Here is a 25600-nt window from a genome sequence, read left to right on the forward strand (position 1 = left end):
TTCGCGCCGGCCGGCGGCACACCCGCCGGCGAGCGGGGCCGCCGTCGGACGGCACAAAACGAATCGACAGGGAAAGACACAGTGAGCAGCGAGCAGTTGTTGGACCGGGCCGGAAGCCGGGTCATTGACCTCGATATCGAGGGCATGACCTGCGCCTCCTGCGTCAACCGGGTCGAGCGCAAGCTCGGAAAGCTCGACGGCGTCGAAGCCAGCGTCAACCTGCCCCTCGAATCGGCCCGAGTCAGCGTCCCGGCGGACATTACCGACGACCAAATCACCGCCACGGTCGCGGCCGCTGGGTACAAGGCCACGGTCCGGGCCCCCCGGTACCCGGGCACCCCGGCTGAACCCGCTGGCCATCCGGCCAAGGGCCCGACCGGCCCAGCCGCACCCTCGCTCCGCCCGCGGCTCGTCGTGGCAGCCGCACTCACCGTCCCGGTGCTCGCGATCTCGATGATCCCGGCGCTGCAGTTCCCGAACTGGGGCTGGGCGGCCGCCGTCCTGGCCCTGCCGGTGGTCACGTGGGCGGCGTGGCCGTTTCACCGCGTCGCGGCCGCCAACGCCCGGCACCTGGCCTCGACCATGGACACCCTGGTATCAATCGGCGTCATTGCTGCCTACGCGTTCTCGGCCGGCCAACTCCTTGCCGACCCGCGCATGACCGCACACCCGGCAGCGGAGGGCATGGGCCCCGGCGGCCTGTATTTCGAGGTCGCATCCGTGGTCACCACGTTCCTGCTGCTAGGCCGCTACCTCGAGGCCAATGCCAAACGGAAGGCAGGCGACGCCCTCAGGGCCCTGCTGGACCTGGGCGCAAAAGACGCAACCGTCCTGCGCGGCGGCACCGAGCACAAGATCCCGGCCGACCAGCTGGCCGTCGGAGACGTGATGGTGGTCCGCCCCGGCGAGAAGATCGCCACCGACGGCGTGGTCCTCGACGGCGCCTCGGCCGTGGATGCCTCCCTCGTGACCGGCGAATCCGTGCCGGTGGAAGTTGGCCCGGACAGCCAGGTCACCGGGGCCACCATCAACACCTCCGGCCGGCTCCTGGTCCGCGCCACCCGGGTCGGATCCGAAACCACCCTGGCCCAGATGGGCCGCCTCGTCTCCGCCGCGCAGACCGGGAAAGCACCCATCGCCCGGCTCGCAGACCGCATCAGCGCCACCTTCGTACCGGTCGTCCTGGCCATCGCCGCCCTCACCTTCGGGGCCTGGCTGATGGCGGCCGGACCGGCCGCGGGCCCCGACGACGTCCGGGCAGCCTTCACCGCCGCCGTCGCCGTGCTGGTCATCGCCTGCCCCTGCGCCCTGGGGCTGGCCACGCCGGTGGGGCTGCTCACCGGAACCGGCCGCGGCGCCCAGCTCGGCATCCTGATCAAGGGGCCTCAGGTCCTCGAGGACACCCGGACGGTGGACACGATCCTGCTGGACAAGACCGGGACCGTCACCACCGGCCGGCTTGCCGTGGACGGCATCCAGAGCTTTGGACCGCACAGCGAAGCCGAGGTCCTGCGCCTCGCGGGGGCCGTGGAAAACGCCTCCGAGCACCCGATCGCCCGGGCCATCGCCACTGCGGCGTTCGCCGCAGAGCGCTTGAACAACGACGGCGCCGCCCACCCCACCGTCGCCGGCTTCCGTTCCGCGCCCGGCGGCGGCGTCCAGGGCACCGTGGACGGCCGGCTGGTAACCGCGGGGCGCACCGGCTGGCTGCTGGAGCTCGGCATTGCCACGGCCCCCGCCCAGCGGGAAGCGCTGGCCGCTGCCGAGGACTCGGGCGCCACGGCCATCTGGGTGGCCGTTGACGGCGAAGCCGCCGGCATCATCCGCCTGCGGGACACCGTCAAGCCCGGCTCCGCAGCCGCGGTCACCCGGCTCCGGGAACTCGGGCTCCGGCCGATCCTGCTGACCGGTGACAATGCCGCCGTGGCCGCGCAGGTGGCGGCCGCCGTCGGGATCAGTCCGGACGACGTCTTCGCGGGGGTGCTGCCGGAGGGCAAGGTCGAGGCCGTGCGGAAGCTGCAAGCGGCGGGCGCCACTGTGGCGATGGCCGGGGACGGGGTCAACGACGCCGCGGCGCTGGCGCAGGCGGACCTGGGCATCGCGATGGGCTCCGGCACCGACGTCGCAATCGAGGCCGCGGATCTGACGGTGATGGGCAACGACCTCGGGCAGGTGGCGCAGGCGATCGAGCTTTCCCGCCGGACGCTCGGCACCATCAGGACGAACCTTTTCTGGGCGTTCTTCTACAACGCCGTGGGCATCCCAGTGGCAGCCCTGGGCCTGCTCAACCCGATGATCGCCGGCGCCGCGATGGCCGCCAGCTCGGTGCTGGTGGTGGCCAACTCGCTGCGGCTGCGCAGCTTCGGCAGCTAAGCCGGCCCTCGCCCGGGCGGCGCCCCTGGCTCAGGCCGCACCATAGCGGACGGCAGCCCGGGCTTTGGCCTTGGCGGCTTCCTCCCCGCGGTCCTTGGCCGGGGCGTGGGTCACCAGGGAGTCGAGCAGGTGCTGCGTTGCGTGGGCAATTTCGTGCACAGCCCGGATGAAGGCCTCTTCGTTGGCCTTGGACGGCTTGGTGCTGCCACTGATCTTGCGCACGTATTGCAGCGCCGCGGCCTCCACCTCGGCGGTGGTGGCGTGGGGCTCGAAATTGTGGAGGGTCCGGATGTTTCGGCACATATCTCCATGCTAGGTGCCTTCGGGCCAGGGAACGAGGGCCCGAGGCGAGAATGCTGGCACCCGGCAGGCAGGCCTGCGCGGGCCAAGGCGGGTGCTTACGGCACCGGCTCGCAGTCGTTCGCGTGGTCCAGCGCTGCCGCACCTGTGCCGGCCGGGGCCCGGAGCTCGTCCAGCCGGACCAGCACCACGCCCCCGACGATCAGCAGCCCGCCCAGGAGCTGGATGGGTCCGGGCAGTTCGCCGAGCAGCAGCCACGCCCAGATAACGGCGAACAGCACCTCGGTGAGCGAGACAAAGGAGGCGACTTTCGAGCCGAGCGCCCGCGCGGCGACAATGCCGGAGACGTACGCCACTACCGTGGCCAAGACCACGAGGCCGCCCAGCGCCACCCACCACGGGGTGACCCAAGGCCCCAGGCGGGTGTCGGCGGTGCTGAAGGCCATGGGCAGCAGCCCGGTAGCGGCGGTCAGCCACATGACGATCGCGCCCACCATGAGCCCGCCGGAGGCCAGGACGATGGGCGGGAGGGTGTCGTTTTCTTTGGCAGTGATGAAGAAGTAGATGGCGAGGCAGACGGCGGCCGCGATCCCCCACAGCACGCCGATGAGGTCGACCTTAACCGCTCCCGTGAGGTCCAGGACCAGGACCAGCCCGCCGAGGGACAGGAGCGTGCCGGCAATGGTCAGCGGCCGGGGCCGTTTCCGGCTGGCGGCCCAGAGCCAGAGCACGATAAGGACCGGCGCGAGGTACTCCAGCAGCAGGGCGACGCCGACCGAGAGCCGGGACACGGCGTTGAAATAGAACAGCTGGCAGGCGGCGACCCCGATGAATCCGAACAGCATGACGGTCAGCCAGTTGTCCCGGAGCTGGTGCCAGCGCCCGCGCAGGGCGGCAATGGCCGGGATGGCCAGAATCAGGGCCGCGCCCGTGAGCCGGGCCGTGACGGCCGCGCCGGGTGTCCAGCCCGTCTCAAGGAGCGCTTTGGCGAATGATCCGGAGAGCCCGAACACCGCGGACGAAAACAGGGCGACCCCCAGGCCCGAGGCCATGAAGCCGGACGCCGCGCCGGTCCGCTTGGCCCCCTGCCCGGCACCCGGCCCCGCGCCCTGCTTGGCGCTGGCCGGTTCGGAGGCAGGCCGCAGGGCGGCGAGGTCTCGGACCGGGGCGGCGACGGGGCGTTGGGGGGCAGACACGGCAATCTCCTGTCAGGAGTAAAGTAGGGTTATGGTCATGACATTACGCCCGAACGAGGTAAGGAGTCAAGATGGTTTTTGCCCCTGACACGGAAGTTGCCCTGCGTTCTGTGGTCAACCTCATCAACACCGCGGCCAACGGTGAGGAACACTTGGCCACCGCCAAGGATCTGGATGACTTCCTGGGGGCCGAGGGCTTCACCGGCTCCCGCACCCGGGACGAGGCCGAGCTGGCCAGCGTGCGGCGCCTGCGCAGTGAGCTCGCCGAGCTCTGGCTGGCGGAGGAGGCCACTGCCGCGGAGACCGTGAACCGGCTGCTCCGGGAGGCCCGGGCACTGCCTCAGCTGGTCAAGCATGATCCGTGGGACTGGCACCTGCACGCCACCACCCCTGAGGCGCCGCTGGCCGACCGGATGAGCACAGAGGCGGCCATGGCGATCGTTGACGTGATCCGCAGCAAGGAAATGGACCGCCTGCTGGTGTGCGCCGCGGACGACTGCGACGCCGTCGTGCTGGATCTGAGCCGCAACCGCTCGAAGCGCTACTGCGACACGGGCAACTGCGCCAACCGCGCACACGTGGCCGCATACCGGGCCCGGAAAGCCGCGTCCTGACGGCGACGGCCCGGGCTGCGGCCTTCGCTGCTGAGACTCCGCCGCTAGGCCTGCGGTGTTAGGCGTAATTTGTCAGGCCCGTGGTGTTAGGGCTGGGCCGTCAGGCCTGCGGGCCGCCGTCACGGGAATCGCCGGAGCCGGCCTCGGGGCGGCGCTGCGCCGAAGGGCCGCCGTGGCCGGAGGACGGGCGCTTGGAACTGAGGTTGACGCCGGAGCCCTTGCCCAGGTCCTCGGGGTTGTCCTTGTGGCTCATTGCGAGCATGGCGGCCACCACCAGAATCACAATGAAGGCGATCCCGGCGCCGATGAGCGCGAGGTCGAACCGGGGTGAGCGGGCGCTGCCGCCCGAGGCGAAGATCAGGACGCCGAAGAACACCACCACGGCCCAGAACGCGGAGAACATGAGCGGTCCCTTGACCGATGTCCGCAGGCTGCGGGACGCTCCGGGTTTCTGCTGTGCCAAGGTGCTTTCCTCCTGCAGCCCGCGCGGGGAAGCGTGGCTGTCTTGTTACCGCAATTGTTCTACGCCGGGTAGAACCTGTCCGTACTAGTTTACGGCCTCCGCGGAATCGCCCGGAGCATCATGCCGCAGGGTCAGGCCGGACAGCATCCACAGGACGCCGCTGATGATGGCCCCGCCGCCCGCAACGCCGAGGAGTGCGTGCGGGCCGAGGCCGATGAAGAACGGCAGCGCGATTGCAGTGCCCAGCCCGATCACGCCGGAGGCGATCCAGTCACGGGCCAGCACGGACCGGCCGCGGGCGGAAATGCCCGCGAAGAGCTCTGCGGCGCCGGCAACGCCCAGGCCCAAGGCCGCGATCGTTCCAAAGACGAGTGGGGCGGGGATCAGTGCCACGGCCGCACCGGCCCCGGCCAGGGCTGCTCCGCCGGCGGAGAGGATCTTGCCGGCGCCTTCCCGGGGGCGGAATCCGGTCTTGGGCACGGTCCAGAGCATCACCACACCGGTGGCCAGCAGGTAGAGGCCGCCGGCCCAGCCCATGCCGGCCTCGGACGGCGCGGCCCAGAACACGGTTACCGCACCAAACACGAGCGCAACGGCCGCCCTGACCAGCACGGGCTTCCAGAGGTCGGCCGCGGCGCGGATGGCAGGGGTCGCGTCAGGCGCTGCGGGAAGAGTCACCCGTCCAGTTTAGTGCGAAGCCGCCACTGCGCGCGCCCGGCCATTCCGGCTCAACGCACCTAGCGCGCGCCGAGGACCATCCACTTCTCCGTCTGGGCCCGGAGGCCCAGCGTCAGCGCACGCGCCGCCATGTAGCCCAGGGAGAAGGCGGCCCACAGCCAGAGCAGTCCCGCGCCGCCGTTGGTGCCCGAATACCCCACGGCCAGCAGCAGCGGCAGGTAGGCCGCGAGATTGACGACGCCGGCGATCGCCAGGTAGCGGGCGTCGCCCGCGCCGATCAGGACGCCGTCGAGGACGAAGACGTAACCGGCCAGCGGCTGCCCGGCGGCGAGCACCCAAAGGGCGAGCGTCAGCGCCCCCCGGACTTCGGCGTCGGACGTGAAGAGGGCGCCTGCCCACGGCGCCGCCGCAGCCAGGACGATCCCGGCCAGGACGCCGAAGCCGAGCCCCCACCGCGTCATGGTGCGCGTCAGCGCGCGTGCCGCCACCGGCCGGGCCGCGCCGAGTTCCTTGCCGATCAGGGCCTGGGCCGCGATCGCAAGGGCGTCCAGCGCGAAGGCGAAGAACGTGAAGATGGTCATGGCCAGCTGGTGTGCGGCGAGGTTGACGGGACCTTGGGCGGTGGCCACCACCACCGTGGCGAGAATTGCGATGCGAAGGCTGAGCGTGCGCAGCATCAGCCAGGAGCCCACCCTGGTCAGTGCCCGGATGCCGCGCCAGTCCGGCCGCAGGGGAACCCCGTTGTTGCGGGCGTTGCGCCGGACGATCAGCACATACACGGCCGCCATGGCCCACTGCGCGATGCTCGTGCCCACGGCCGAGCCCGTCACGGACCAGCCCAGCCCGTAGACCAGGACCAGGTTCAGCGCGATGTTCAGCGTGAAACCCGCGGCGGCGACGATCAGCGGGGTCCGCGTGTCCTGGAGTCCGCGCAACACCCCGGTGCCCGCGAAGATGAGCAGCATCGCCACGAGGCCGGGCATGGACCCGCGCAGGTAGTCCACGGCAAACCCGTGCACCTCACCGCGGGCGCCCATCAGTTCCAGAAGCGGCCCGGCCGCCAGGAACCCGGCGGCCGCCAGGACGAGTCCCAGCAGGAGCGCCAGCCAGACGCCGTCGCGTCCGGCGGCGAGGGCTTTCGCCAGCTGGCCGTTGCCGATGGCCCGCGCCACGGCGGGCGTCGTGGAGTAGGCGAGGAACACCATGAGTCCGACCGCCGTGTGAAGTACCGCCGATGCCAGCCCCACGCCGGCGAGCTCGGCCACGCCAAGATGGCCCACAATGGCCGAATCCGCGAGCAGGAACAGCGGCTCGGCGATCAACGCGCCGAAGGCCGGCACGGCCAGGCGCAGGATCTCCCGGCGGTGCCCTGTAGACGGCGGCAGGGTCGTGGACAGCGGCGGGGAAGGATGCACGGCTTAACCCTAGCCGGGCCCACGAATCGACACCGCGCGTCTTTTAGTTGACATTTCAAGTAAAAATCGGGAAGACTTGATCTGGAACGCAACCGAAGCCGCGGCGGCAACCAGCCGCGACGCCTCCTATTTACGAAACGGTATTTCCCATGAACCAGCCCGCCCTGACCACCTCCGCCCGAACCGTCCTGCGCGTCATCGCGGGCTTCCTGTTTGCCGCCCACGGCTGGCAGAAGTTCTCCGAGTTCACCATCCCCGGCACCCAGGCCGCCTTCACCCAGATGGGCGTCCCGGCGGCGCAAGTTGCTGCCCCGGTGATCGCGACCCTGGAACTGGTCGGCGGTATCGCCCTGATCCTTGGCGTCCTGACGCGCGTGTTCGCCGCCCTCCTCGCCGTGGACATGCTCGGTGCCCTGTTCCTGGTCCACGCCTCCGCTGGAGTGTTTGCCGCTACCGGCGGTTACGAACTCGTCCTGATCCTTGCTGCCGCCGCCCTGGCCGTGGCCCTGGTCGGCGCGGGCAAAGTCTCGGTGGACAAGGTGCTGTTCGGCCGCGCCAACTCGAAGCTCAGCATCCTGGCCTAAGGCATTCACGGCATAGCTCTAAGCCCATAGCGCGCGACGGCGGGCGGTCACCTCCTGGTGGCCGCCCGCGGTCGCGCGTCTCCGGGTTATGGCGTCCCGGACAGCGAATGTGTCGCCGGCGCGCGGCGCCTGCCGGGCCTTTCAGTAAACTCGCAGCATGAGCGAGAACGCGCCCAATTCCGTGACCCTGCGCTTCCTGGCGGCCCCCACCGATGTCGGCCACAGCGGCTCGGTCGACGCCGGCACCGTGCTCGAGTGGGTGGACAAGGCGGCCTATGCCGCCGCCGTCGGCTGGGCAAAGTCCTACTGTGTGACGGCCTACGTGGGGAACATCCACTTCGCGGACCCGGTCAACAGCGGCGACATGGTGGAGGTCGAGGCCACGATCGTGTACACCGGGCGGTCCTCGATGCATATCCGCACCGTGGTGTCCTCAGGCGACCCCAAGGGCGGACCGGCCACCATGCGCAGCCAGTGCATCGTGATCTTCGTGGCCGTGGGCGCAGACGGCAAGCCCATCCCGGTGCCGCAGTTTGAACCGGTGACACCGGAAGAAATCGAACAGCGGGACAACGCGCTGGCCCGGATCAAGGTCCGCGAGGACATCGTCCAGGCCATGAGCGGACAGGAATATACCGACGCCGGCACGGCAGAGCGTGTGGTGCTGCGGTTCATGGCGGCGCCCACGGACGTGAACTGGGGCGGCAAGGTCCACGGCGGCATCGTCATGAAGTGGATCGACGAGGCGGCCTACGTCTGCGCCTCCCGCTACTGCGGGAAGGACACCGTGGCTGTGTTCTCCGGCGGCGTGCGGTTCTACCGGCCGCTGCTGATCGGCCACGTTGTGGAGGTGGAGGCCCGGCTGGTCTACACCGGGACCAAGGGCATGCACATCGCCGTCCATGTCCGGTCCGGGGATCCGAAGGGGCGCGAGCTGAACCTCACCACGTACTGCCTGACGGTCATGGTCGCCCGCGACGAGACCGGCACCTCGGTCCCGATTCCGCAGTGGCTGCCGGTGTCCGAAGAAGACGTCCGGCTCCACGCCCACGCCCGCGAACTGCTGGAAATCCGCGGCCGGGCACCGGGGAACCGGCTGCCCAACCACCTGCTCGGGGCGGGCGAGGGCTAGGGCCGGCTAGAAGCCGCCGCCACCACCGCCGGCGTCGGCCGCCATGTTGGCAAACCGCGAGTAGTGGCCCTGGAAGGCCACCACAATGTCCTTTGTGGGGCCGTTACGGTGCTTGGCGATCAGGATGTCCGCTTCGCCTGCGCGCGGGGACTCCTTGTCATAGACGTCTTCGCGGTGCAGCAGGATCACCATGTCGGCGTCCTGCTCGATGGAGCCGGACTCGCGCAGGTCAGAGACCATGGGGCGCTTGTCCTGGCGCTGCTCGGAGCCACGGTTCAGCTGCGACAGCGCGATCACGGGCACCTGGAGTTCCTTGGCCAGGAGCTTCAGGGCGCGGGAGAACTCGGAGACTTCCTGCTGGCGGGATTCCACCTTTTTACCCGAGCTCATGAGCTGCAGGTAGTCCAGGATCACCAGCTTGAGGTCATGCTGCTGCTTCAGGCGCCGGCATTTGGCCCGGATTTCCATCAGCGACATGTTGGGGCTGTCATCGATGAACAGCGGGGCATCGTTCATGCGACCCATCGTGGTGGCGATCTTGGACCACTGCTCGTCTTTGATGGTGCCCTTGCGGAGGTCCTGAAGACCGATGGTGGCCTCGGCGGACAGCAGGCGCATGGCGATCTCGTTGCGGCCCATTTCGAGGGAAAACATAACGGTCGCGAGGTTGTTCTTGATGGCGGCCGAGCGGGCGAAGTCCAGCGCGAACGTGGACTTGCCGACGGCGGGCCTGGCGGCGATGACGATCATCTGGCCCGGGTGCAGGCCGTGGGTCAGTTCGTCGAGCTCGTAGAAGCCGGTGGGCACGCCGGTCATTCCCTCGCCGCGGTGGCCCGACGCCTCGATCTCGTCAACGGTGGATTCCATGACGTCCTTGAGGACCACATAGTCCTCGGCGGTCCGGCGTTCGGCGACGGCGTAGACCTCGGCCTGGGCCTGGTTGACGAGGTCTTCGACCTCGCCGTCCTGTCCGTAGCCGAGCTGGACAATCTTGGTGCCGGCGTTGACCAGGCGGCGCAGGACCGCGCGTTCGCCGACAATTTCGGCGTAGTAACCGGCGTTGGCGGCTGTGGGGACGGTCTGGATGAGTTCGTGCAGGTAGGCGGGTCCGCCGATCCTGTTGATCTCGCCGCGCTTGGTCAGTTCGTCCGAGACCGTCACGGCGTCAGCGGGTTCGCCCCGGCCGTAGAGGTCGATGATGGCCTCGTAGATGGTCTCGTGCGCCGGGCGGTAGAAGTCCTGGCCACGCAGGATCTCGACGACGTCGGCGATGGCGTCCTTGGACAGCATCATGCCGCCCAGGACTGACTGCTCCGCGGGGATGTCCTGCGGGGGCTTGCGGCTACCCTCGCCTCCCCGCGTACCCTCGACCGAGTCCAGATGCGTAACTGACAAAACTGCCGTCCTTCATTGTGTGCCGTGGCGGATGTCTGTTCGCCGCGGCGCGTGTGCCCAGTGCCTTAATGCGCTGCGCCTTGATACCCAGCGCCTTTAGTACCCAGCGCCTTAGTACGCGACGCCTGCGTGCCCAGTGCCTTGATGCTCAACTGCTGTGGTGCCCGGCTGCCGCAGTGCCCAACGGCCGTGCTGCCCAACTGCCGCAGTGCCCAACGGCCGCGCAGCCCAACTACTATGCTGCCCAACTACTGTGCTGCCCAGCGGCAAAACCTGGCACATGCCGGTCGCCCAATTCTTATCAGTGAGCTCCGACAGTCCGCGCCGGTCCGGCCCGCCGCCGTTATCCACAGCGTTGGTGCGGCCGGATGCCACCGGGATCCGGGGGCGGGGCCCTGGTTGGCACCACCTGGCGACCGCAGGTTTTCCGCTTCCCAGGCCCGATATCCTGCAACGTTATCCGCCGATCGGTCAGGCACCAACCCGGCCAGCCCCTGGCCCTGTGGATAACCTGTGCACTAGTGCCAGATGCTTGTGCACAGTCTGTGGGTAGAGCTGTGGATAGAAAAAAAGTTGGACCCGTAATCCGTACTTGACCTGCGGAAACATTGGATTCATCTTGTGGACACAAAACATTTTCCGCCAAGCTTCATCCACAGCCTGCACCTTGCGGCTGGGGATACACTGCGGCGCCCGAGGCCACATTTGCCGCCCGATGTGCACATTTTGTGACCGGACTCACGCCTCCGCGCCGAATTGACGCCGGCCACGGCGCACTGTACGCGAGGTGCGGAACATGCTGTGGATAACGGCAATCTGGCATAAGCTCTAAACATGGGCGATGTACTGCTAGTCATGTTGCCTGCCCTCATTCTGGCGGCAGTGCTCTGGGCGGTGACCACGGCCCTGAAGCCGCGGAATTTCGGCATCTCCGACGCCGAGCGCTACCAGCGGGAACTGGCCGTGAAGTCCCTTGCCCACTACTCGGCACAGGTCCAGGCTGCCGAGGCCGCCCGCGCCCGGGTTGAAGCGACCACGCGCCCCAGCCAAAATTCCCAGCAGCAGTCGCAACAGGCCGACAACGCCCGTTCCGCCCTGCTGGCCCGGATCGGTTCCGCCCCCACACGGACGCGCCACGGCCGCGAGGACGCCCTGCTCGCCGTCGGGCACCTGAGTCCCCAACTCCTCCTGCAACTCCAGTCACTGGCCCGCGACGGCCAGAAGACGAAGGCCGCCCGGCTGCTGCGGCAGTCGACCCACACGGACTTCAAGACCGCAAAGAATTACGTAGATCGGCTGTAGCACATGGACTCCATGCTCATTCCCGTATTGATCCTGGTGCTCGTGGCCGCCGGCGTGCTGATGGTGGTCCGCGCCTGGAGCCGGCGCGGCGATCGACCCAGGCCGGCACCCATGCCGCAGCCGGGCCCTGACTCGGCGGAGCTGGCGCGTGCGGCGGCGGCAAGGCTCACCCAGGAGCAGCACAGGCAGCTGTACGCCCTGATCGCGCAGGGGCAGGCGATGGCCGCCATCAAGGTGTACCTCGAGGCCACGGGCGAGGGCCTCCGGGCGTCCCGCGACGCCGTCGCGGCACTGGCGGAGCACCCCCAGCCGTTCCGCGCCCCGGAGGCAGCGCCGGAGCCCGTTCCGGACGAGGACGACGTGCCACAGCGGTTCGCATACCGCTACCGGGCGATCGCCAGCAAGGGTGATGTCACTCGCGAGGTGAGCAGCAACATGCTCAATGATGAGATCTACGGGAGGATCCGCACCCTGGCCAAGAGCGGCGACACCGAGGCGGCAGCGACGGCCCTGACCCGCCACTCGGATATTTCCATGAAGCAGGCCAGGGAATTCATCGCACTGCTCGGCGACTGAGCACAGGGCGGCCCGGGCGCCGTTCGGACTTATCGGGGGCCTGCCCGGCGCACTCCGCACGGCAAGCTGGAATCGGCAGTGCTAGAAGTCGAACAGGTCTCCCAGCCAGCCTTCCTTCTTCTTGGGACGGCGGCGGTCATCGTAACGCGGCTGCTGATACCCCGACTGTTCAGGGCGGGACTGTTCAGAGCGCGGACGGTCGCGGCGATCATCGTACCTGCGGTCGTCATAGCGGCGGTCGTCGGGGCGCCGGTCATCCCGGCGCGGGTCGAGGTTGTACAGCGGCGGCGGAATGTGCGCCGCAGGCGGGAACGCGGTCGGCGGCTGCGGGGCGGCGGGGACGGCTGCTGCCGGGCCCAGGGACTCCGCCGCACGGTCGATGATCTTGTCCAGCTCCCCCCGGTCCAGCCACACTCCACGGCATTGGGGGCAGTAGTCGATCTCCACACCGCTGCGTTCACTCATAATCAGGTCAATAGAATCCACGGGACACTTCATGTCCCGGACAACGAGCGGGCCGCCGAAAAGGTTCGGACGGCCCTGCAGGTTCGGCGGGCCCGGCAGCCTCTACCGCTGGCCGGTGATCCCGGCGAGCAGCTGCTCAAACGGTAGGGATTCCAGCGCGGCAGGCTTCTGCTGCGGCCCTGAGTCCTGCAGCAGGCCTACGAACTCCCCCGCTGCCCGGTCCACGCGCACTGAGAGCGGCGAGCCGCCGTCGTCGTCGCTGTTTCCCCAGTCCTGCGGTCCGGCGAAGACCGCGGTGGCGGCGATCCGGGTGCGCAGGTAGGTGAAGAGCGGCCGCATCGCGAAGTCCAGCACCATCTGGTGCCGGTCCGTGCCGGCGGTGGCCCCGAGCAGAACGGCCTTGCCTTCCAGCGCCTTGGGATCGAGCACGTCGATGAAGGATTTGAAAAGCCCGCTGTAGGAGGCGCTGAACACGGGGCTGACGGCGATCAGGCCGTCAGAGGCCTCGACGCCGGCGATCACTTCGGCCAGCCGGGGAGCCGCATAGCCGGTCACGAAGTTGTTGGCGATGTCCACGGCGAGGTCCCGCAGCTCCACAACCTCGATGTCCACGGCGTAGCCGGCCGCGGCAAGCTGCCGTTCGGCCGAGGCCGCCAGCTGGTCCGCCAGCAGGCGGCTCGACGAGGGGACGCCGAGTCCGGCGGAGATAACGGTGATACGGCGGGTTTCCACGGAGTGCTCCTAAGTTGAATCCTGGTCAGCAACGCCTTTACATGCGTTTGCATCTACCTCTAGAAGCGGCGGGTGCATGGATTTATTCCCTGGCCCTCGCCTTGCCTGACAGGAGTGCCGCGCTCTGCCAGACTGCCCTCATGGCTGAAAACAAAACGCAGGCAACCGGCGCGTCGGTGGAGGAGTTCCTGGCCGAGCATCCGGTCCGGCGCGGCGACGGGTTCCGTCTGCTGGCGCTGATGTCCGGAATCACGGGGGAACCGGCACAAATGTGGGGTCCGACGATTGTGGGCTTCGGCCGCTACCACTACAAGTACGCGAGCGGCAGGGAGGGCGACGCCGCGGCGGTCGGATTCTCCCCCAGGAAATCCAGCCTGTCGCTCTATGGCCTCACGTACGGGCCGGAGGCCGCAGATCTGCTCGGCAGGCTGGGCAAGCACAAGGTCGGCGCCGGGTGCCTGTACGTCAACAAGCTCGACGACGTCGACGAGGCCGTGCTGGCGGAACTGATCCGGCTCGGCTACCGGCATGTCACCACGGCGCTGCACCACGGCTGAGTGCAGTCCATCCCGCGCAGGGTCTCATGGGTCGGATTGGCCGGTTTGAATTGGCCCGGTTAAAGCAGAAGGCCCCCGCCTTCGGTCCCTCAGAGGGTCCGAAGGCGGGGGCCTTCCAGCAGTTCAGGACTGCAGCCGGTGAGGGCTACTTGCCTGCGACTACGTCGAGTTCGATCACAGCGGAAACGTCGTCATGCAGACGGACGTTTGCCTGGTAGGAACCGGTCGACTTGATGTGTGCCGGCAGTTCAACCTTGCGCTTGTCGATGCGGCCTAGGCCAGCGGCCTCAACAGCGTCGGCGACGTCGCCCTGCTTGACGGTGCCGAACAGGCGACCGGTTGCGCCAGCCTTGACGATCAGCTTGACCGGCTTGGCGGAGAGTGCAGCGGCCTGCTTCTGAGCATCTTCCAGGGAAGCGTGCTCGCGGGCAACGCGAGCAGCCTTGATGGACTCAACCTGCTTCTCGCCACCCTTGGACCAGGTCAGGGCGAAGTTGCGGGGCAGCAGGTAGTTACGCGCGTAACCGTCCTTGACCTCGACAACATCGCCAGCAGCACCGAGACCGGTTACTTCGTGGGTCAGAATGAGCTTTGCCATGTTAGTTAATCCCTTCCTTAGCCGCGGCCAGCGCCGGAGTAAGGCAGCAGAGCAACTTCGCGGGCGTTCTTAATTGCCTGGGCGATCTTGCGCTGTTCCTGCACCGTGACGCCAGTGACGCGACGGGCGCGGATCTTTCCGCGGTCGGAGATGAACTTGCGCAGCAATGCTACGTCCTTGTAGTCGATGACAGTGATGTCAGCGGCCTTCAAGGGGTTGGACTTTGGTTTGGGCTTACGGAGTTCAGCCTTAGCCATCGTGGAGCTCCTATTCGATGGAGCCCGTGGATATTGATCCACGGGATGGTGGTGATCCGGCGCGGTCTGCACCCGGCCGCCTTGCGGCGTCCGGGCGGTTTTCGTCGCCGGACCTTAGATGTTGTTTAGAAGGGAGGTTCGGAATCCGGGCCGTTGCCCCAGCCGCCGCCCGCATTGCTGACCCCGGGCGTGGCCCACGGGTCTTCCTGCGCGGCGGGCTGGTTGCCGCCCCATGTTCCACCGGTGTTGCCGCCCTGGCTTGCACCCTGGCCGCCACCGAAGCCACCGCCGCTGTTGCCGCCGCCGAAGCCACCCTGTCCACCCTGACCGCCGGAGCGCTGGGTGCGGTTGACCTTGGCATTGGCGTAGCGCAGGCTCGGGCCGATTTCATCGACCTCGAGCTCGATAACGGTGCGCTTCTCGCCTTCTTTTGTTTCGTAGGAACGGCTCTTCAAGCGGCCGGAGACGATCACGCGCATGCCCTTGGTCAGGGATTCGGCGACGTTTTCGGCTGCTTCGCGCCAGACCGACGCGCGGAGGAACAGGGTTTCCCCGTCCTTCCACTCATTGGACTGCCGGTCGAAGGTGCGGGGAGTAGACGCGATGGTGAAATTCGCTACAGCCGAACCGGACGGTGTGAACCTGAGTTCGGGGTCATTGGTGAGGTTACCGACAACCGTGATGGTGGTTTCGCCTGCCATCTACTGCCTCCTTGTGCGTTCCTGCGGGGATGAAGATTGAAGGTTGGTTGCTGAATTACTCAGCAACAACTTTCTGCTCTTCGGGGCGGGTGATCTTGGTGCGCATGATGGTCTCGTTGAGACTCAGCTGGCGGTCAAGTTCTTTGGCGGTAGCCGGCTCAGAGGTGAAGTTCACCACGGCGTAGATACCTTCGGACTTCTTCTGGATTTCGTAAGCCAGGCGACGGCGGCCCCAGATGTCAACCTTTTCGATGGTTCCACCATCGTTGGTGATGACGTTCAGGAACTTCTGAAGCGACGGCTCAACGGCACGCTCTTCGACCTCGGGGTCGATGATTACCATCAATTCGTAAGGACGCATATGTGAACCCACCTCCTTTGGGCTAAGCGGTTACGGCATTTCCGTAACAGGAGGTTCATTTGCGGTGTCATGCAATGCCCGGCCGCCGGAACGGAGGCAGGGCGCAGCACAGACTTCAATAGCTTAGTGCATCCGGACCGGTTTCCGCGATTCCGTGCCCCCACCGTACGGCCCTGCGACCGGGCCCGGAAGAGTGCCGGCGGGCATGTGGATAACTGTTGCGGCGGGGCGGCCTACGTTGGCATGCCATGATCAGGGCATGAACACCGGATCCCCGCACCGACGTGCCGTTCGCACCAGAAAGAGCCGCCTGCGTTTCGCTGTCATGCTGCTGGCGGGATTGCTTGCCGCAACGGCAGCCGGCCTCGCCGGGCACTGGGTGCAGGCTCCCACAATTGGCTGGTGCGGGGCCGCCCTGACCTACATCGTTTGGGTCTGGCTGGTCATCGGGCGCCTCGATCCGGCGGACACACGGCTGCACGCCACAGCGGAAGATCCGTCCCGGAGCACCACGGACCTGCTCATCCTGGGGGCAAATGTGGCCAGCCTGGCGGCGGCGGCGGCGGTCATCGTGGATTCCCACAACAACACCGACATCGTGTCCCGGATCGGGGGCGGGCTGCTCGCGGTGGTCTCGGTGGCGCTGTCCTGGACGCTGGTGCAGACGCTCTTCACACTGCGCTACGCGGAGCTGTACTACGGCACGGGCCGGAAGGCAGGCTCCAAGGTGGGCGGCATCGACTTCAACCAGAGCCGGCCGCCGCAGTACACCGACTTCGCCTACCTGGCCACAAGCCTTGGCATGACGTACCAGGTTTCGGATACCGCCTTGCAGAACCATGGCATCCGGGCAGAGGCGCTCAAGCACAGCCTGCTGTCCTACCTCTTTGGGACAATCATCCTGGCTACCACCATCAACCTCGTAGTCGGGGTCGCAGCGTAGTTGTCGGGGTCCTTTACGCCGCCGTCCGGAAAAACGTCCGGGTGACCGTGGCCAGCCGGTGCGGGTCCTGGACTCCGCAGAGCTCGCGCGCCGAGTGCATCGAGAGCAGGGGCACGCCGACGTCGACCGTCCGGATTCCCAGCCGGGTGGCGGTCAGCGGGCCGATCGTCGAGCCGCACGGCATCACGTTGTTGGAGACGAATTCCTGGTACGGAATCCCGGCGTCGGTGCACAGCCGCGCCCAGAGGGCGGCCCCGGCGGCGTCGGTCGCGTAGCGCTGGTTGGCATTGATCTTCAGCAGTGGCCCGCCGTTGAGGACCGGCCGGTTGGCGGGATCATGCCGCTCCGGATAGTTCGGGTGCACGGCATGACCCGCGTCCGCCGAGACGCAGAACGACGCCGCGAAGGCCTGCCGCCGCTGGCTTGCCGAGGCTCCGAGCCCGTCGGAGATCCGCACGAGGACGTCTTCGAGGATGGGCCCGCACGCTCCGGAACGGGACGCTGAGCCGATTTCCTCGTGGTCGAAGGCTGCCAGCACGGCGATCGGCGCACCGTCCGGCAGCGGCGCGGCGGCGTGGGCGATCAGCGCGGTGAGCCCGGCGTGTGTCGCGGAGAGGTTGTCGAGCCGGCCGGAGGCGAAGAATTCGCCCCGCGCGCCGAACACCGCGGGGGCCTGGGTGTCCGCGATCACGACGTCGTACCCGCCGATCTGCGCCGGATCCGCCGCGGCGCCGGTAACCCTGTCCGCGAGGAGTCCGAGCAGGTCCTCGCCGGCGGGATCGCCCAGGCCATAGACCGGATTCATGTGCTGTTGTTTGTCCAGGGCCAGGCCTTCATTGACGGCCCGGTCCAGGTGGATGGCGAGCTGCGGGAAGCGCAGCAGCGGGCCCGTGGCCGTGAGGTGCTGTGTGCCGTCGCGCATGACGAGCCGGCCGGCGAGCTGGAGTTCGCGGTCCAGCCAGGAGTTCAGAAGGGGCCCGCCGTAGACCTCGACGCCGGCCTGCAGCCAGCCAAATTTGCCTGTTGTGGGCTTCGGCTTGAGTTTGAAGGACGGCGAATCCGTGTGGGAGCCGAGGATGTTGAAGCCCGTGGTCGGTCCGGTACCTGTTGGCACCACCCAGGCGATGAGGGCGCCGTCGCGGATCACGTAGAACTTGCCTGCAGCGGCGGCCTGCGGCTCCGGCCAGGCCTGCAGTTCATCCAGGCCCGTGAAGCCCGCCGCGTCCAGCCGGCGCGCGGCTTCGTAGACGGCGTGGAAGCTCGACGGCGACGCGCTGACGTACGCGCCCAGGTCCTGGATGTGCTCTTCGGCAGTGCTCGGTGTTGGCATGGCTCCGAGTCTAGCCCGGCACGCACGGGGCCCCGGGCATGGTGCCTGGCGACCGGGTTGGGCCTGGCGACCGGGTTGGGCCTGGCGACCGAGTTGCCAAGTCGCGCGGAGGGCGGGGGCCGGGTTGGGCCTGGCGACCGGGTTGGGCCTGGCGACCGGGTGCGGAGGGCGGTGTCGGGGTCGCGCCTGGCGCCGGGGCGCCAGGCCGCGGGACGCGGGGTACTGGTGCCGGTTTCCTTCTGGGCTAAACGGTGACGTTGAGACCGGCGGCGTAGCCCGCGGCTACTGAGCCGCTCATCGTGGCCAGCTGGTAGATCCCGCCGTCGTCGCCGAACACGTTGTCGGATTTCAGCGTGGTGCGGGGAAAATTCTGCGCACTGGATTCGTAGCCGGCCGACGCGTAGACCTCTTTGCAGGCCGCCTCGGTCAGCGCAATCTGGGAAACCGCCAGGACCTGGCCGGCCGCCGTCGCATTGCTCATGGACTCGAACACTTCGAAGTGGATGTGGGGCCAGCGGCCGCTGTAGGCGCCGGGGTAGATGGTCTTGAACGTGACCTGCCCGTTGGCGTCGGCCTCCTGGACGCCGCGCAGGTAGTTCTCGTTCTGGAGCCCGGAATCGTACATGGAGTACCTGCCCTCGCGGTCACAGTGCCAGGCGTAGACGGCGGCGCCGGCCAGCGGGGTGCAGCCGTTGGCGTTGTCGAGCAGTGTCAGCGTGACGGTCAGCGGCACGCCCTCGGCCGTGCTGGTGGAGGTCCCGAAGCTGGACGTGATGTCCTGGCGGACCACGCCGGACGCCTCGAGGACGTTGGGCCCGTTGGAACCGTCACCAGGGAAGGGGCCGGCGGTTTCCTGCGGTATTTCGACGCTGCACTCGGCGATCGCACGGGTCAGCGTCGGAGTGGCGGACGACGTTGTTGTTGCTGCCGCGGCCGACGTCCTGGGCGGCGGGGAGGCCGCCGACGTCCCTGCGGCCGGATCGGAGGTCGCACTGCCGCTGGTGCCGCCAGGGGTGCAGGCGGCCAGGGCGGCGGCCAGGGCGGCGGCCGTTCCGGCGCCGAGGAACATGCCCAGCGAGCGGCGGCTCATGAGCGTGGAGAGATCGAATTCCAGGCCGCGGTCATGGTTGGGGTGCGGCTCGTGCGGGGGCTGGGGCCTTTTTGTCATGATCCCATCGAACCCGGCAGCGCTATGGGCTGGCTAGTCCCTTCCTGTGAAGCGGCTGTGTCTCGGCTGGACATGCCCTCCCCTCGGTCCCGGCAATGGACATGTCCCCCGTGCCCCACGGGCATGCCCAGCCCTCGCACCCAAGGATGGACATAATGCCACTATGTCCACTGGTGGGCACCGGGACTGGACATGTCCCGTCTTCCCCGCGGACCGGCACTTCCATCCGCACCCGCGAATGGGCATGTCCCGCGTGCTTCAAGGACCGGCACTCCATCCGCGTCCGGGAACGGACATGTCCCTCGATCCCCATGGGCCGGCACTCCATCCGCACCCGGGAATGGACATGTTCCGCGTTTACCCCGGACATGCCCACGTTCATCCCGGACATGCCCACCCATCCGCACCCGGGAGTGGACATGCCCCTCGATCCCCATGGACATGCCCACCCCTCGGGCCAAAGGATGGACATAATGCCACTATGTTCACTGGTGGGCGCCGGGGGAGGGCATGTCCGGTGGTGTGGGGCCGGCCCGGGCGACCTGCGCCCCCGGCGTACCAGTGGCCCGAACCTGGGCTGGCTCCGGCCCTCGCCCTAAAACAGACCCGGACCTAGCCGCCCGGACCTACGACCCCGCGCGGGCGCCCACCGCGGTGCCCTCGGCAGCAGCGCCGGCAGGAGCTTCGGCAGGAGCGTCGGCGTCAACCACCGTTGCGTCCCCGGCAGGAGTCTCGGCGGCATATGCTGCGGCAACGGCGGTCTTGGAGCCGTTGCTGCGGTATCGGAACACGCCGATCCCCACCACGACAGCGGCCAGAGCCAGCGAGAGCAGGAGCGATTCCCGCGTGGATTCCAGGATCACCATGCCGATCAGCAGGGCCACGATGCTGACGATTGACAGCCAGGTCAGGTACGGGAAGAGCCACATTTTCAGCTGGAGGTCCTTGGCGGCGGCGCCCATGCGACGGCGCAGGATCAGCTGGGAGGAGGCAATCACGAGCCACACGAACAGCGCGATGGCGCCGGAGGTGTTGACCAGGAACAGGAAGACCGTGTCCGGGGCGATGTAGTTCAGGCCGACGGTGACGAAGCCGACCACCGTGGAGGCCAGCACGGCCGCCGCGGGCACGCCGCGCTTGGAAATCCGCATCCATGACTTGGGGGCGTCGCCGCGGCGGGACAGCGAGAACAGCATGCGGCTCGCGGTGTAGAGGCCCGAATTCAGGCAGGAGAGCACCGAGGTCAGCACCACAATGTCCATGATGGTTCCGGCGCCGGGGATGCCGAAGAGTTCGATGACCGCAACGTAGGGGCTCTTGGCGACGGAGGCGGAGTTCCAAGGCAGCAGGGTGACCACGATGGCGATGGAGCCGATGTAGAAGACGAGGATGCGCCAGACCGTGGACTTCACGGCCTTCTTGACGGCGTCGACCGGGTTCTCGGATTCACCGGCGGCGATGGTGGCAATTTCCGCCCCGAAGAAGGAGAAGACGACCACGAGGATGCCGGCCAAGACGGCGCCGGGGCCGTTGGGCATGAACCCGCCGTTGCCGATGAGGTTGTCCAGACCGGGCGCCGGAACGCCGGGGACGAGGCCGAGGATCGCGGCAGCGCCGAAGAGCAGGAAGAGCACGATTGCCGCGACCTTGATGGAAGCGAACCAGAACTCGAACTCGCCGTACGACTTCACGGACCCGAGGTTGGTCAGCGTCAGCAGCACCATGAGGATAAGCGCCCACACCCACTGGTCAATGCCGGGGACCCAGCGGTGCATGATCGCGGCCCCGGCCGTGGCCTCGATGCCGAGGACAATGATCCAGAACCATGCGTACAGCCAGCCGATGCTGAACCCGGCCCAGCGGCCCAGGGCCTTGTCCGCATAGGTGGAAAACGAGCCGGTTTCCGGGTTGGCCGCAGCCATCTCACCCAGCATCCGCATGACGAGGATGACGACGAGTCCCGCCGCGGCGTAGGCAACCAGGATGCCCGGGCCGGCCTGCTGGATCGCCGCACCCGAACCGACAAACAGTCCGGCGCCGATCACGCCGGCGATGGCGATCATGGACAGATGCCTGGGTTTCAGGGATTTTGAGAGCTGCTGGTCAGCGGGCATGGAAGCGCCGTCCTTCGTGGGGGGTTTAGGCCCGCTCTTTGCCGGCACGGAATCGAATCCATGCTGTGCGGCGGACCACAGTGTCGTTTCACACTAGACCGCCCGGCGCACGCTCCGTCTTGTGCAATCCCACAAATGACGACCGGCAAGACCGGGCCATCCCCCAACGCGGAGGCGCTGGGCACAACAAAAGTTGCCTGATGGGCAATTCGGCAATGTGCCTGAAACCACTGCTTCAGCCACTACCCACCGGTAGCCGGCCCGCACCGCCGGCAGGCCGCTCCCGTCAGTAGTCCGCGTTGCTCGGCACCACCAGGCCCGTCTCGTAGGCGTACACGACGGCCTGGACCCGGTCGCGGAGGTGGAGCTTGGTCAGGATCCGGCGCACGTGCGTCTTGACTGTGGCCTCCGACAGGAAGTACCTGTGCGCGATTTCGGCGTTGGAGAGCCCCTCCGCCATCGCCCCGAGCATCTCGTTTTCGCGGGGCGTCAGGTCCTCCAGCAACGGATCCCTCGCCGGGCGTGCCGCGCTGCCGGCCGGCTGGCCGCCGCCGTCCGCCCCGGCGCGCTGGCCGCCGCCGTCGCGGTCCGTTCCGGCAGGATCCATGCCGGCACCGGCGCCGCGGACATAGGTCTCCAGCAGCCGCTGCGTAACCCGCGGGGCCACGACGGCGTCGCCGCTGGCCACCACCCGCACCGCGCTGATCAGGTCCACCGGCGCTACGTCCTTGAGCAGAAACGCCGATGCCCCGGCACGCAGCCCGGCAAAGGCGTATTCATCGAGATCAAAGGTGGTCAGGATGATGATCTTGGCCTCCGAACCCGAGGCCGCGATGGCCCGGGTGGCCTCGATCCCGTCCAGCACCGGCATCCGCACATCCATCAGGACGACGTCGGGCGCGAGCTCCCGGACGTGGCGTACCGCCTCGGCACCATTGGACGCCTCGCCCACGATGCACAAATCGTCTTCACCCTCCAGAATCAGCCGGAAGCCCATCCGAAGCAGCGGCTGGTCATCCACCAGCAGAACGCGTACCGGTCCTTTGTCGAGCATTGTTCCCCCCTGTATCCGTGGCATTCTCGTCATTGCAATTCAGTTCCGCGTGCACGCGCCAGCCGCGCCCACCCGCGCGCCCGGCGTGCACGGTGCCTGCGTAGATCCTGGCCCGCTCCCGCATCCCGGCAATTCCGTGCCCGCTGCCGAAGGTATCCAGTGAATCGGGCTTTGCCTGTGCGGCGGCCCCGGCGCTGCCGGAGTCAACGGTGCCCCTGCCGTCGTCGACCACTTCAATGGTGACCCTGGAACCGTTGCGGACAATGCTGACATCCACGCGGCTGAGCGCACGGCCGTAGCGCAGCACATTGGTCAGCGACTCCTGCACGATCCTGTAAACGGTCAGCTGGAACGCCGCATCGCCGGGCAGCGATGGGCCGGTGTGCGTGTAATGCAGCGGCAGTCCCGCGGTGCGGAAACCCTCCAGCAGTGTGGCCAGGCTGCCTGCGGCCACCAGCGGCTCGCGCGGGGCGTGTCCCGTGGCGGCGTCCTCGCGCAGCACGCCAAGGACCCGCCGCATGTCGGCCAGCGCGGTGCGTCCTGTCCGGGAGAGTTCGGCCAGGACGCCGGCGGCGCGCGCCGGGTCCTTCTTGACCACGACGGCGGCGCCGTCCGACAGGCTGATCATGACCGTCAGCGAGTGCGCCACGACGTCGTGCATTTCCCGCGCGATCCGGTTCCGTTCCGTGACCGAACCGAGCTGCTGGGCCCGGGCGGCCCAGGCGGCGATCTCGTGCTCGTGCTCGCGACGCTGCCGCATCGAGATCCCGATCCCCGTGGCGATCACGTTGGAGAGCGTGATGCCGATGCCGGCCGCGATGCTTGTGAGCAGCTGGAAATTCTCCGGCGTGCCGACCGCCATGTCCGGCAGCCGCCCGTCCAGCGGGCCGACGGCCAACAGGAAGTACAGGAGCAGAAGCGGGGCGGTGGTCAGGGCCAGGGCAGCCAGGGCGAACCGCCGCGAGCGGACCACCGCGACGGCGTACAGCGAAAACCAAAGCCCGGCGGACACGTTGGATCCCCAAGGATGCAGGAAGGTGACGGCCAGTTCCAGTGCCCCGACGGCCGCCGCCACCTGCACGGGATAGGCCCGCCGGAAGAGCAGGACCGGCGCAGCCGCGGCGAGCAGTACGGCCACCGGCCAGTCGCCGTGCAGGATTGACTCGACCGCCGTGGGCGTGACCAGGACAAGGTAGCAGAGCACCACCAGGACATCCATGACCCGCGGATTGGCCAGCAGGTAGCGCCGGAGCCGGCCGCGGCGGCGGGCGGTGAGTTCGGCGAGGGACGCGTCGGCCGGACCGGCCGACGCGTCCCTTACAGGTACTGCATCGATCATGCTTTGAGCCTAGACGCTGGGCCCGTGGGCCCGGCTTAGACGTCCCGCTTCTTGAGCAGGATGCCGGCCAGGAGCACCGGGACCACAACCCAGGCGCCCAGCACCAGGCCGGCTTGCCAGGCTTCGAGGGTGTCCGGGAGATGCTCGACGGCGGTCAGCGGTTCCACGGTGTTGCCGGGCAGGTACTTGCGGGCCTCCACGAAGAAGTCGCCCGGAATCAGCTGGAACGCAATGGGCGCCACGAAGAACAGGCCAACCAGGCTCATGATCCCGCCTGCCGAGTTGCGGATCAGCGTGCCCAGGGCCATGCCGATGGCCGCGACTGCTGCCACATAGATGCTGTTGACTACAAGCAGCTTGACCGACTGTGAGCTGCCCAGGTCCAGGCCGAGGCCGTAGTTATCCAGGATCGGCACCGACACGAACCCGGCCACCAGGGTGGAGGCGGCGGTGATGACGAAGGAGGTCAGCACCACCACCACAAGCTTGGCCGCGAACGCCGGGGTGCGCTTGGGCACCGCCGCGAACGTGGACCGGGCCATGCCGGTGGTGAACTCGGAGCTCATCAGCAGCACGCCGAGGGAGCCCAGGATCAGCTGGGCAAAAGCGATGCCGGAGGTGGGTACGCTGACGGCGAGGTCACCGCCCTGCGCCGCGAACCTGGCGCCCGCTTCCGGGTCCTGGGCCGCGGCCTGGGAGAACTGACCCGTCCCCCAGGCGGACAGCGCCCCGAACCCCACCATGACCACCACGGTGGAGCCGAGCAGGATCAGCGTGGACAGCAGCGTGCGGAACTTGATGAATTCGGAGTTGAGGACCCGCAGGAAGCTGGGGCCGGGGCCGGAACTGCTGCCGTCTCCGGACCGCTGCGCGGGGGTTTCGGCGCCGCGGGGCGAGGGCGTGGATTCAACGGTTGTGGAACTCATGGCTTAGTTGCCTCCGGCTTCGACGGGCACGGCGCCCGTGGTGATCAACGAGTGGTATTCGACCTCATCCTTGGTCAATTCCATGTAGGCCTCCTCAAGGCTGGCCTGCAGCGGGGTGAGTTCGTAGATCATGACGTGGTTCTCCAGCGCTGCGGTGGCGATCTGCCGCGGGTCCAGGCCCGTGACCTCGAGGAGCTCGCGCTCCCGGGCCTCCACCGAGACGCCGGTTCCGGCCAGCAGCTGCATGAGCCGGTCCGGCTGGTCGGTGCGGACCCGAGTGCGGCCCTGGCCCTGGCCGGTGATGATTTCCTGGATCGGGGCGTCCGCAATGATCTTCCCGCGGCCGATCACGATCAGATGGTCCGCCGTGACGGCCATTTCGCTCATGAGGTGGCTGGAGAGGAAGACCGTGCGGCCCTCGGAGGCCAGATACTTCACCAGGTTGCGGACCCACACCACGCCTTCCGGGTCAAGACCGTTGACGGGCTCGTCCAGGATCACGGTCTGCGGGTTGCCCAGAAGGGCGGCGGCGATGCCCAGCCGCTGGCCCATACCCAGCGAGAAGCCGCCGACCTTTTTCTTGGCCACCTCGGCCAGCCCGGTCATCTCGATGACTTCGTGGACCCGTTTCTTGGGGATGCTGTGGGTCGCGGCCATGGCCAGCAGGTGGTTGTAGGCGGAGCGGCTCGTGTGGACGGCCTTGGCGTCGAGCAGTGCGCCGACGTCGCGCAGCGGGGCGGCGTGCCCGGCCAGCGGCGACCCGTTGACGGTCACTGAGCCCGACGTCGGCCGGTCCAGCCCCATGATCATGCGCATGGTGGTGGATTTTCCGGCCCCGTTCGGACCCAGGAAGCCGGTGACCCGGCCGGCTTCGACGGTGAAGTTGACGCCGGCGACGGCGGTCTTGTCGCCGTAAACCTTGGTCAGGCCTCGTGCTTCGATCATGGAAGCGTTCCTTTGCGTAGCGGGAGATGGTCCGGGGCACCGCAGTCACGGGCCCGTCTGCACACCACGCTACCGAGGCCGG

Annotated in this window: 27 protein-coding genes; 8 read left to right on the forward strand and 19 right to left on the reverse strand. The window is 68.0% G+C overall.

Features of this window, described 5'->3' with window-relative positions:
* The first annotated feature begins 81 nt into the window (after positions 1-81).
* Positions 82-2373: a heavy metal translocating P-type ATPase gene (locus tag M2428_RS06220; protein ID WP_277524672.1), complete on the forward strand. Its 2292-nt coding sequence runs from the start codon at positions 82-84 to the stop codon at positions 2371-2373.
* A 30-nt stretch (positions 2374-2403) separates the two neighbouring features.
* Here M2428_RS06220 and M2428_RS06225 read toward each other — a convergent pair whose 3' ends face one another.
* The gene (locus M2428_RS06225) at positions 2404-2676 is read right to left on the reverse strand and encodes a DUF2277 domain-containing protein (RefSeq protein ID WP_277524674.1); all 273 of its coding nucleotides are present in this window, start codon (positions 2674-2676) and stop codon (positions 2404-2406) included.
* A 95-nt stretch (positions 2677-2771) separates the two neighbouring features.
* Positions 2772-3725, reverse strand: coding sequence for an EamA family transporter (locus M2428_RS06230; RefSeq protein WP_277525515.1), 954 nt, complete (start codon positions 3723-3725; stop codon positions 2772-2774).
* Between the two features lie 215 nt (positions 3726-3940).
* Here M2428_RS06230 and M2428_RS06235 point away from each other — a divergent pair, with 215 nt between their 5' ends.
* Positions 3941-4483 (forward strand): CGNR zinc finger domain-containing protein, encoded by a 543-nt coding sequence (locus M2428_RS06235; protein WP_277524675.1) that lies wholly within the window; start codon positions 3941-3943, stop codon positions 4481-4483.
* A 100-nt stretch (positions 4484-4583) separates the two neighbouring features.
* On the opposite strand, the gene M2428_RS06240 is transcribed toward M2428_RS06235, so the two are convergent.
* The 3 genes from M2428_RS06240 to M2428_RS06250 all read right to left on the reverse strand — a co-directional run bounded on the left by M2428_RS06240 (position 4584) and on the right by M2428_RS06250 (position 7039).
* Entirely contained in the window at positions 4584-4946 is a 363-nt protein-coding gene (locus M2428_RS06240; RefSeq protein ID WP_277524676.1) for a hypothetical protein, read from the reverse strand.
* Between the two features lie 84 nt (positions 4947-5030).
* On the reverse strand, positions 5031-5624 hold the full coding sequence (locus tag M2428_RS06245) for a hypothetical protein (RefSeq protein ID WP_277524677.1): 594 nt from the start codon (positions 5622-5624) through the stop codon (positions 5031-5033).
* 59 nt (positions 5625-5683) lie between these two features.
* Positions 5684-7039, reverse strand: a complete 1356-nt coding sequence (locus tag M2428_RS06250) for an MATE family efflux transporter (protein WP_277524678.1) — start codon at positions 7037-7039, stop codon at positions 5684-5686.
* Positions 7040-7188: 149 nt separating this feature from the next.
* On the opposite strand from M2428_RS06250, the gene M2428_RS06255 reads away from it, so the two are divergent.
* Together M2428_RS06255 and M2428_RS06260 are read left to right on the forward strand one after the other, a co-directional pair.
* Positions 7189-7623 (forward strand): DoxX family protein, encoded by a 435-nt coding sequence (locus M2428_RS06255; protein ID WP_277524679.1) that lies wholly within the window; start codon positions 7189-7191, stop codon positions 7621-7623.
* 157 nt (positions 7624-7780) lie between these two features.
* Entirely contained in the window at positions 7781-8755 is a 975-nt protein-coding gene (locus tag M2428_RS06260; protein WP_277524680.1) for an acyl-CoA thioesterase, read from the forward strand.
* Positions 8756-8761: 6 nt separating this feature from the next.
* Here M2428_RS06260 and dnaB read toward each other — a convergent pair whose 3' ends face one another.
* Positions 8762-10150: a replicative DNA helicase gene (gene dnaB / locus M2428_RS06265; protein ID WP_277524682.1), complete on the reverse strand. Its 1389-nt coding sequence runs from the start codon at positions 10148-10150 to the stop codon at positions 8762-8764.
* An 834-nt stretch (positions 10151-10984) separates the two neighbouring features.
* Between dnaB and M2428_RS06270 the strand changes: the two genes are divergently transcribed.
* The gene (locus M2428_RS06270; RefSeq protein ID WP_277524683.1) at positions 10985-11452 is read left to right on the forward strand and encodes a hypothetical protein; all 468 of its coding nucleotides are present in this window, start codon (positions 10985-10987) and stop codon (positions 11450-11452) included.
* A 3-nt stretch (positions 11453-11455) separates the two neighbouring features.
* On the forward strand, positions 11456-12028 hold the full coding sequence (locus M2428_RS06275; RefSeq protein WP_277524684.1) for a hypothetical protein: 573 nt from the start codon (positions 11456-11458) through the stop codon (positions 12026-12028).
* A gap of 81 nt (positions 12029-12109) precedes the next feature.
* On the opposite strand, the gene M2428_RS06280 is transcribed toward M2428_RS06275, so the two are convergent.
* Both M2428_RS06280 and M2428_RS06285 read right to left on the reverse strand, forming a co-directional pair.
* Positions 12110-12526 carry a zf-TFIIB domain-containing protein gene (locus M2428_RS06280; RefSeq protein ID WP_277524685.1) on the reverse strand — a complete coding sequence of 139 codons (417 nt, stop codon included), beginning with the start codon at positions 12524-12526 and terminating at the stop codon, positions 12110-12112.
* Between the two features lie 69 nt (positions 12527-12595).
* Positions 12596-13225, reverse strand: a complete 630-nt coding sequence (locus tag M2428_RS06285; RefSeq protein ID WP_277524686.1) for an FMN reductase — start codon at positions 13223-13225, stop codon at positions 12596-12598.
* Between the two features lie 140 nt (positions 13226-13365).
* On the opposite strand from M2428_RS06285, the gene M2428_RS06290 reads away from it, so the two are divergent.
* Entirely contained in the window at positions 13366-13782 is a 417-nt protein-coding gene (locus tag M2428_RS06290) for a DUF1801 domain-containing protein (RefSeq protein WP_277524688.1), read from the forward strand.
* A 145-nt stretch (positions 13783-13927) separates the two neighbouring features.
* On the opposite strand, the gene rplI is transcribed toward M2428_RS06290, so the two are convergent.
* The 4 genes from rplI to rpsF all read right to left on the reverse strand — a co-directional run bounded on the left by rplI (position 13928) and on the right by rpsF (position 15699).
* Positions 13928-14380 (reverse strand): 50S ribosomal protein L9, encoded by a 453-nt coding sequence (rplI, locus tag M2428_RS06295; protein WP_091560672.1) that lies wholly within the window; start codon positions 14378-14380, stop codon positions 13928-13930.
* A gap of 17 nt (positions 14381-14397) precedes the next feature.
* Positions 14398-14637, reverse strand: coding sequence for a 30S ribosomal protein S18 (rpsR, locus tag M2428_RS06300; RefSeq protein WP_003800144.1), 240 nt, complete (start codon positions 14635-14637; stop codon positions 14398-14400).
* A 125-nt stretch (positions 14638-14762) separates the two neighbouring features.
* On the reverse strand, positions 14763-15338 hold the full coding sequence (locus tag M2428_RS06305) for a single-stranded DNA-binding protein (RefSeq protein ID WP_277524846.1): 576 nt from the start codon (positions 15336-15338) through the stop codon (positions 14763-14765).
* 55 nt (positions 15339-15393) lie between these two features.
* Positions 15394-15699 carry a 30S ribosomal protein S6 gene (gene rpsF, locus M2428_RS06310; protein ID WP_090582123.1) on the reverse strand — a complete coding sequence of 102 codons (306 nt, stop codon included), beginning with the start codon at positions 15697-15699 and terminating at the stop codon, positions 15394-15396.
* A 259-nt stretch (positions 15700-15958) separates the two neighbouring features.
* Here rpsF and M2428_RS06315 point away from each other — a divergent pair, with 259 nt between their 5' ends.
* A complete protein-coding gene (locus M2428_RS06315) occupies positions 15959-16642 on the forward strand; it encodes a DUF1345 domain-containing protein (RefSeq protein ID WP_277524850.1) in 684 nt (227 codons plus the stop codon).
* Positions 16643-16655: 13 nt separating this feature from the next.
* Here M2428_RS06315 and M2428_RS06320 read toward each other — a convergent pair whose 3' ends face one another.
* The 7 genes from M2428_RS06320 to M2428_RS06350 all read right to left on the reverse strand — a co-directional run bounded on the left by M2428_RS06320 (position 16656) and on the right by M2428_RS06350 (position 25518).
* On the reverse strand, positions 16656-17972 hold the full coding sequence (locus M2428_RS06320) for a M18 family aminopeptidase (RefSeq protein ID WP_277524852.1): 1317 nt from the start codon (positions 17970-17972) through the stop codon (positions 16656-16658).
* A gap of 244 nt (positions 17973-18216) precedes the next feature.
* The gene (locus M2428_RS06325; protein WP_277524854.1) at positions 18217-19140 is read right to left on the reverse strand and encodes an intradiol ring-cleavage dioxygenase; all 924 of its coding nucleotides are present in this window, start codon (positions 19138-19140) and stop codon (positions 18217-18219) included.
* Between the two features lie 626 nt (positions 19141-19766).
* Positions 19767-21254 (reverse strand): amino acid permease, encoded by a 1488-nt coding sequence (locus M2428_RS06330; protein ID WP_277524856.1) that lies wholly within the window; start codon positions 21252-21254, stop codon positions 19767-19769.
* A 286-nt stretch (positions 21255-21540) separates the two neighbouring features.
* Positions 21541-22308, reverse strand: coding sequence for a response regulator transcription factor (locus tag M2428_RS06335; RefSeq protein ID WP_277524858.1), 768 nt, complete (start codon positions 22306-22308; stop codon positions 21541-21543).
* The gene (locus M2428_RS06340) at positions 22268-23647 is read right to left on the reverse strand and encodes a histidine kinase (RefSeq protein ID WP_277524861.1); all 1380 of its coding nucleotides are present in this window, start codon (positions 23645-23647) and stop codon (positions 22268-22270) included. Before M2428_RS06340 ends, M2428_RS06335 begins: the two co-directional genes overlap by 41 nt.
* Positions 23648-23682: 35 nt before the next feature.
* Entirely contained in the window at positions 23683-24573 is an 891-nt protein-coding gene (locus tag M2428_RS06345) for an ABC transporter permease (protein WP_277524862.1), read from the reverse strand.
* Between the two features lie 3 nt (positions 24574-24576).
* The gene (locus M2428_RS06350; RefSeq protein WP_277524863.1) at positions 24577-25518 is read right to left on the reverse strand and encodes an ATP-binding cassette domain-containing protein; all 942 of its coding nucleotides are present in this window, start codon (positions 25516-25518) and stop codon (positions 24577-24579) included.
* Between the last annotated feature and the right edge of the window lie 82 nt (positions 25519-25600).

Source organism: Arthrobacter sp. ES3-54 (genome assembly GCF_029504395.1).
In the GTDB taxonomy this organism is placed as follows: domain Bacteria; phylum Actinomycetota; class Actinomycetes; order Actinomycetales; family Micrococcaceae; genus Arthrobacter.

Bases quoted from the DNA above. Each gene is read 5' to 3' on its own strand.
- M2428_RS06225 (WP_277524674.1), bottom strand. From the start codon at position 2,676: ATGTGCCGAAACATCCGGACCCTCCACAATTTCGAGCCCCACGCCACC.
- M2428_RS06230 (WP_277525515.1), bottom strand. From the start codon at position 3,725: ATGGCCTCGGGCCTGGGGGTCGCCCTGTTTTCGTCCGCGGTGTTCGGG.
- M2428_RS06235 (WP_277524675.1), top strand. From the start codon at position 3,941: ATGGTTTTTGCCCCTGACACGGAAGTTGCCCTGCGTTCTGTGGTCAAC.
- M2428_RS06255 (WP_277524679.1), top strand. From the start codon at position 7,189: ATGAACCAGCCCGCCCTGACCACCTCCGCCCGAACCGTCCTGCGCGTC.
- M2428_RS06260 (WP_277524680.1), top strand. From the start codon at position 7,781: ATGAGCGAGAACGCGCCCAATTCCGTGACCCTGCGCTTCCTGGCGGCC.
- M2428_RS06270 (WP_277524683.1), top strand. From the start codon at position 10,985: ATGGGCGATGTACTGCTAGTCATGTTGCCTGCCCTCATTCTGGCGGCA.
- M2428_RS06275 (WP_277524684.1), top strand. From the start codon at position 11,456: ATGGACTCCATGCTCATTCCCGTATTGATCCTGGTGCTCGTGGCCGCC.
- M2428_RS06280 (WP_277524685.1), bottom strand. From the start codon at position 12,526: ATGAAGTGTCCCGTGGATTCTATTGACCTGATTATGAGTGAACGCAGC.
- M2428_RS06290 (WP_277524688.1), top strand. From the start codon at position 13,366: ATGGCTGAAAACAAAACGCAGGCAACCGGCGCGTCGGTGGAGGAGTTC.
- rplI (WP_091560672.1), bottom strand. From the start codon at position 14,380: ATGGCAAAGCTCATTCTGACCCACGAAGTAACCGGTCTCGGTGCTGCT.
- rpsR (WP_003800144.1), bottom strand. From the start codon at position 14,637: ATGGCTAAGGCTGAACTCCGTAAGCCCAAACCAAAGTCCAACCCCTTG.
- M2428_RS06305 (WP_277524846.1), bottom strand. From the start codon at position 15,338: ATGGCAGGCGAAACCACCATCACGGTTGTCGGTAACCTCACCAATGAC.
- rpsF (WP_090582123.1), bottom strand. From the start codon at position 15,699: ATGCGTCCTTACGAATTGATGGTAATCATCGACCCCGAGGTCGAAGAG.
- M2428_RS06315 (WP_277524850.1), top strand. From the start codon at position 15,959: ATGAACACCGGATCCCCGCACCGACGTGCCGTTCGCACCAGAAAGAGC.
- M2428_RS06320 (WP_277524852.1), bottom strand. From the start codon at position 17,972: ATGCCAACACCGAGCACTGCCGAAGAGCACATCCAGGACCTGGGCGCG.
- M2428_RS06325 (WP_277524854.1), bottom strand. From the start codon at position 19,140: ATGACAAAAAGGCCCCAGCCCCCGCACGAGCCGCACCCCAACCATGAC.
- M2428_RS06330 (WP_277524856.1), bottom strand. From the start codon at position 21,254: ATGCCCGCTGACCAGCAGCTCTCAAAATCCCTGAAACCCAGGCATCTG.
- M2428_RS06335 (WP_277524858.1), bottom strand. From the start codon at position 22,308: ATGCTCGACAAAGGACCGGTACGCGTTCTGCTGGTGGATGACCAGCCG.
- M2428_RS06340 (WP_277524861.1), bottom strand. From the start codon at position 23,647: ATGATCGATGCAGTACCTGTAAGGGACGCGTCGGCCGGTCCGGCCGAC.
- M2428_RS06345 (WP_277524862.1), bottom strand. From the start codon at position 24,573: ATGAGTTCCACAACCGTTGAATCCACGCCCTCGCCCCGCGGCGCCGAA.
- M2428_RS06350 (WP_277524863.1), bottom strand. From the start codon at position 25,518: ATGATCGAAGCACGAGGCCTGACCAAGGTTTACGGCGACAAGACCGCC.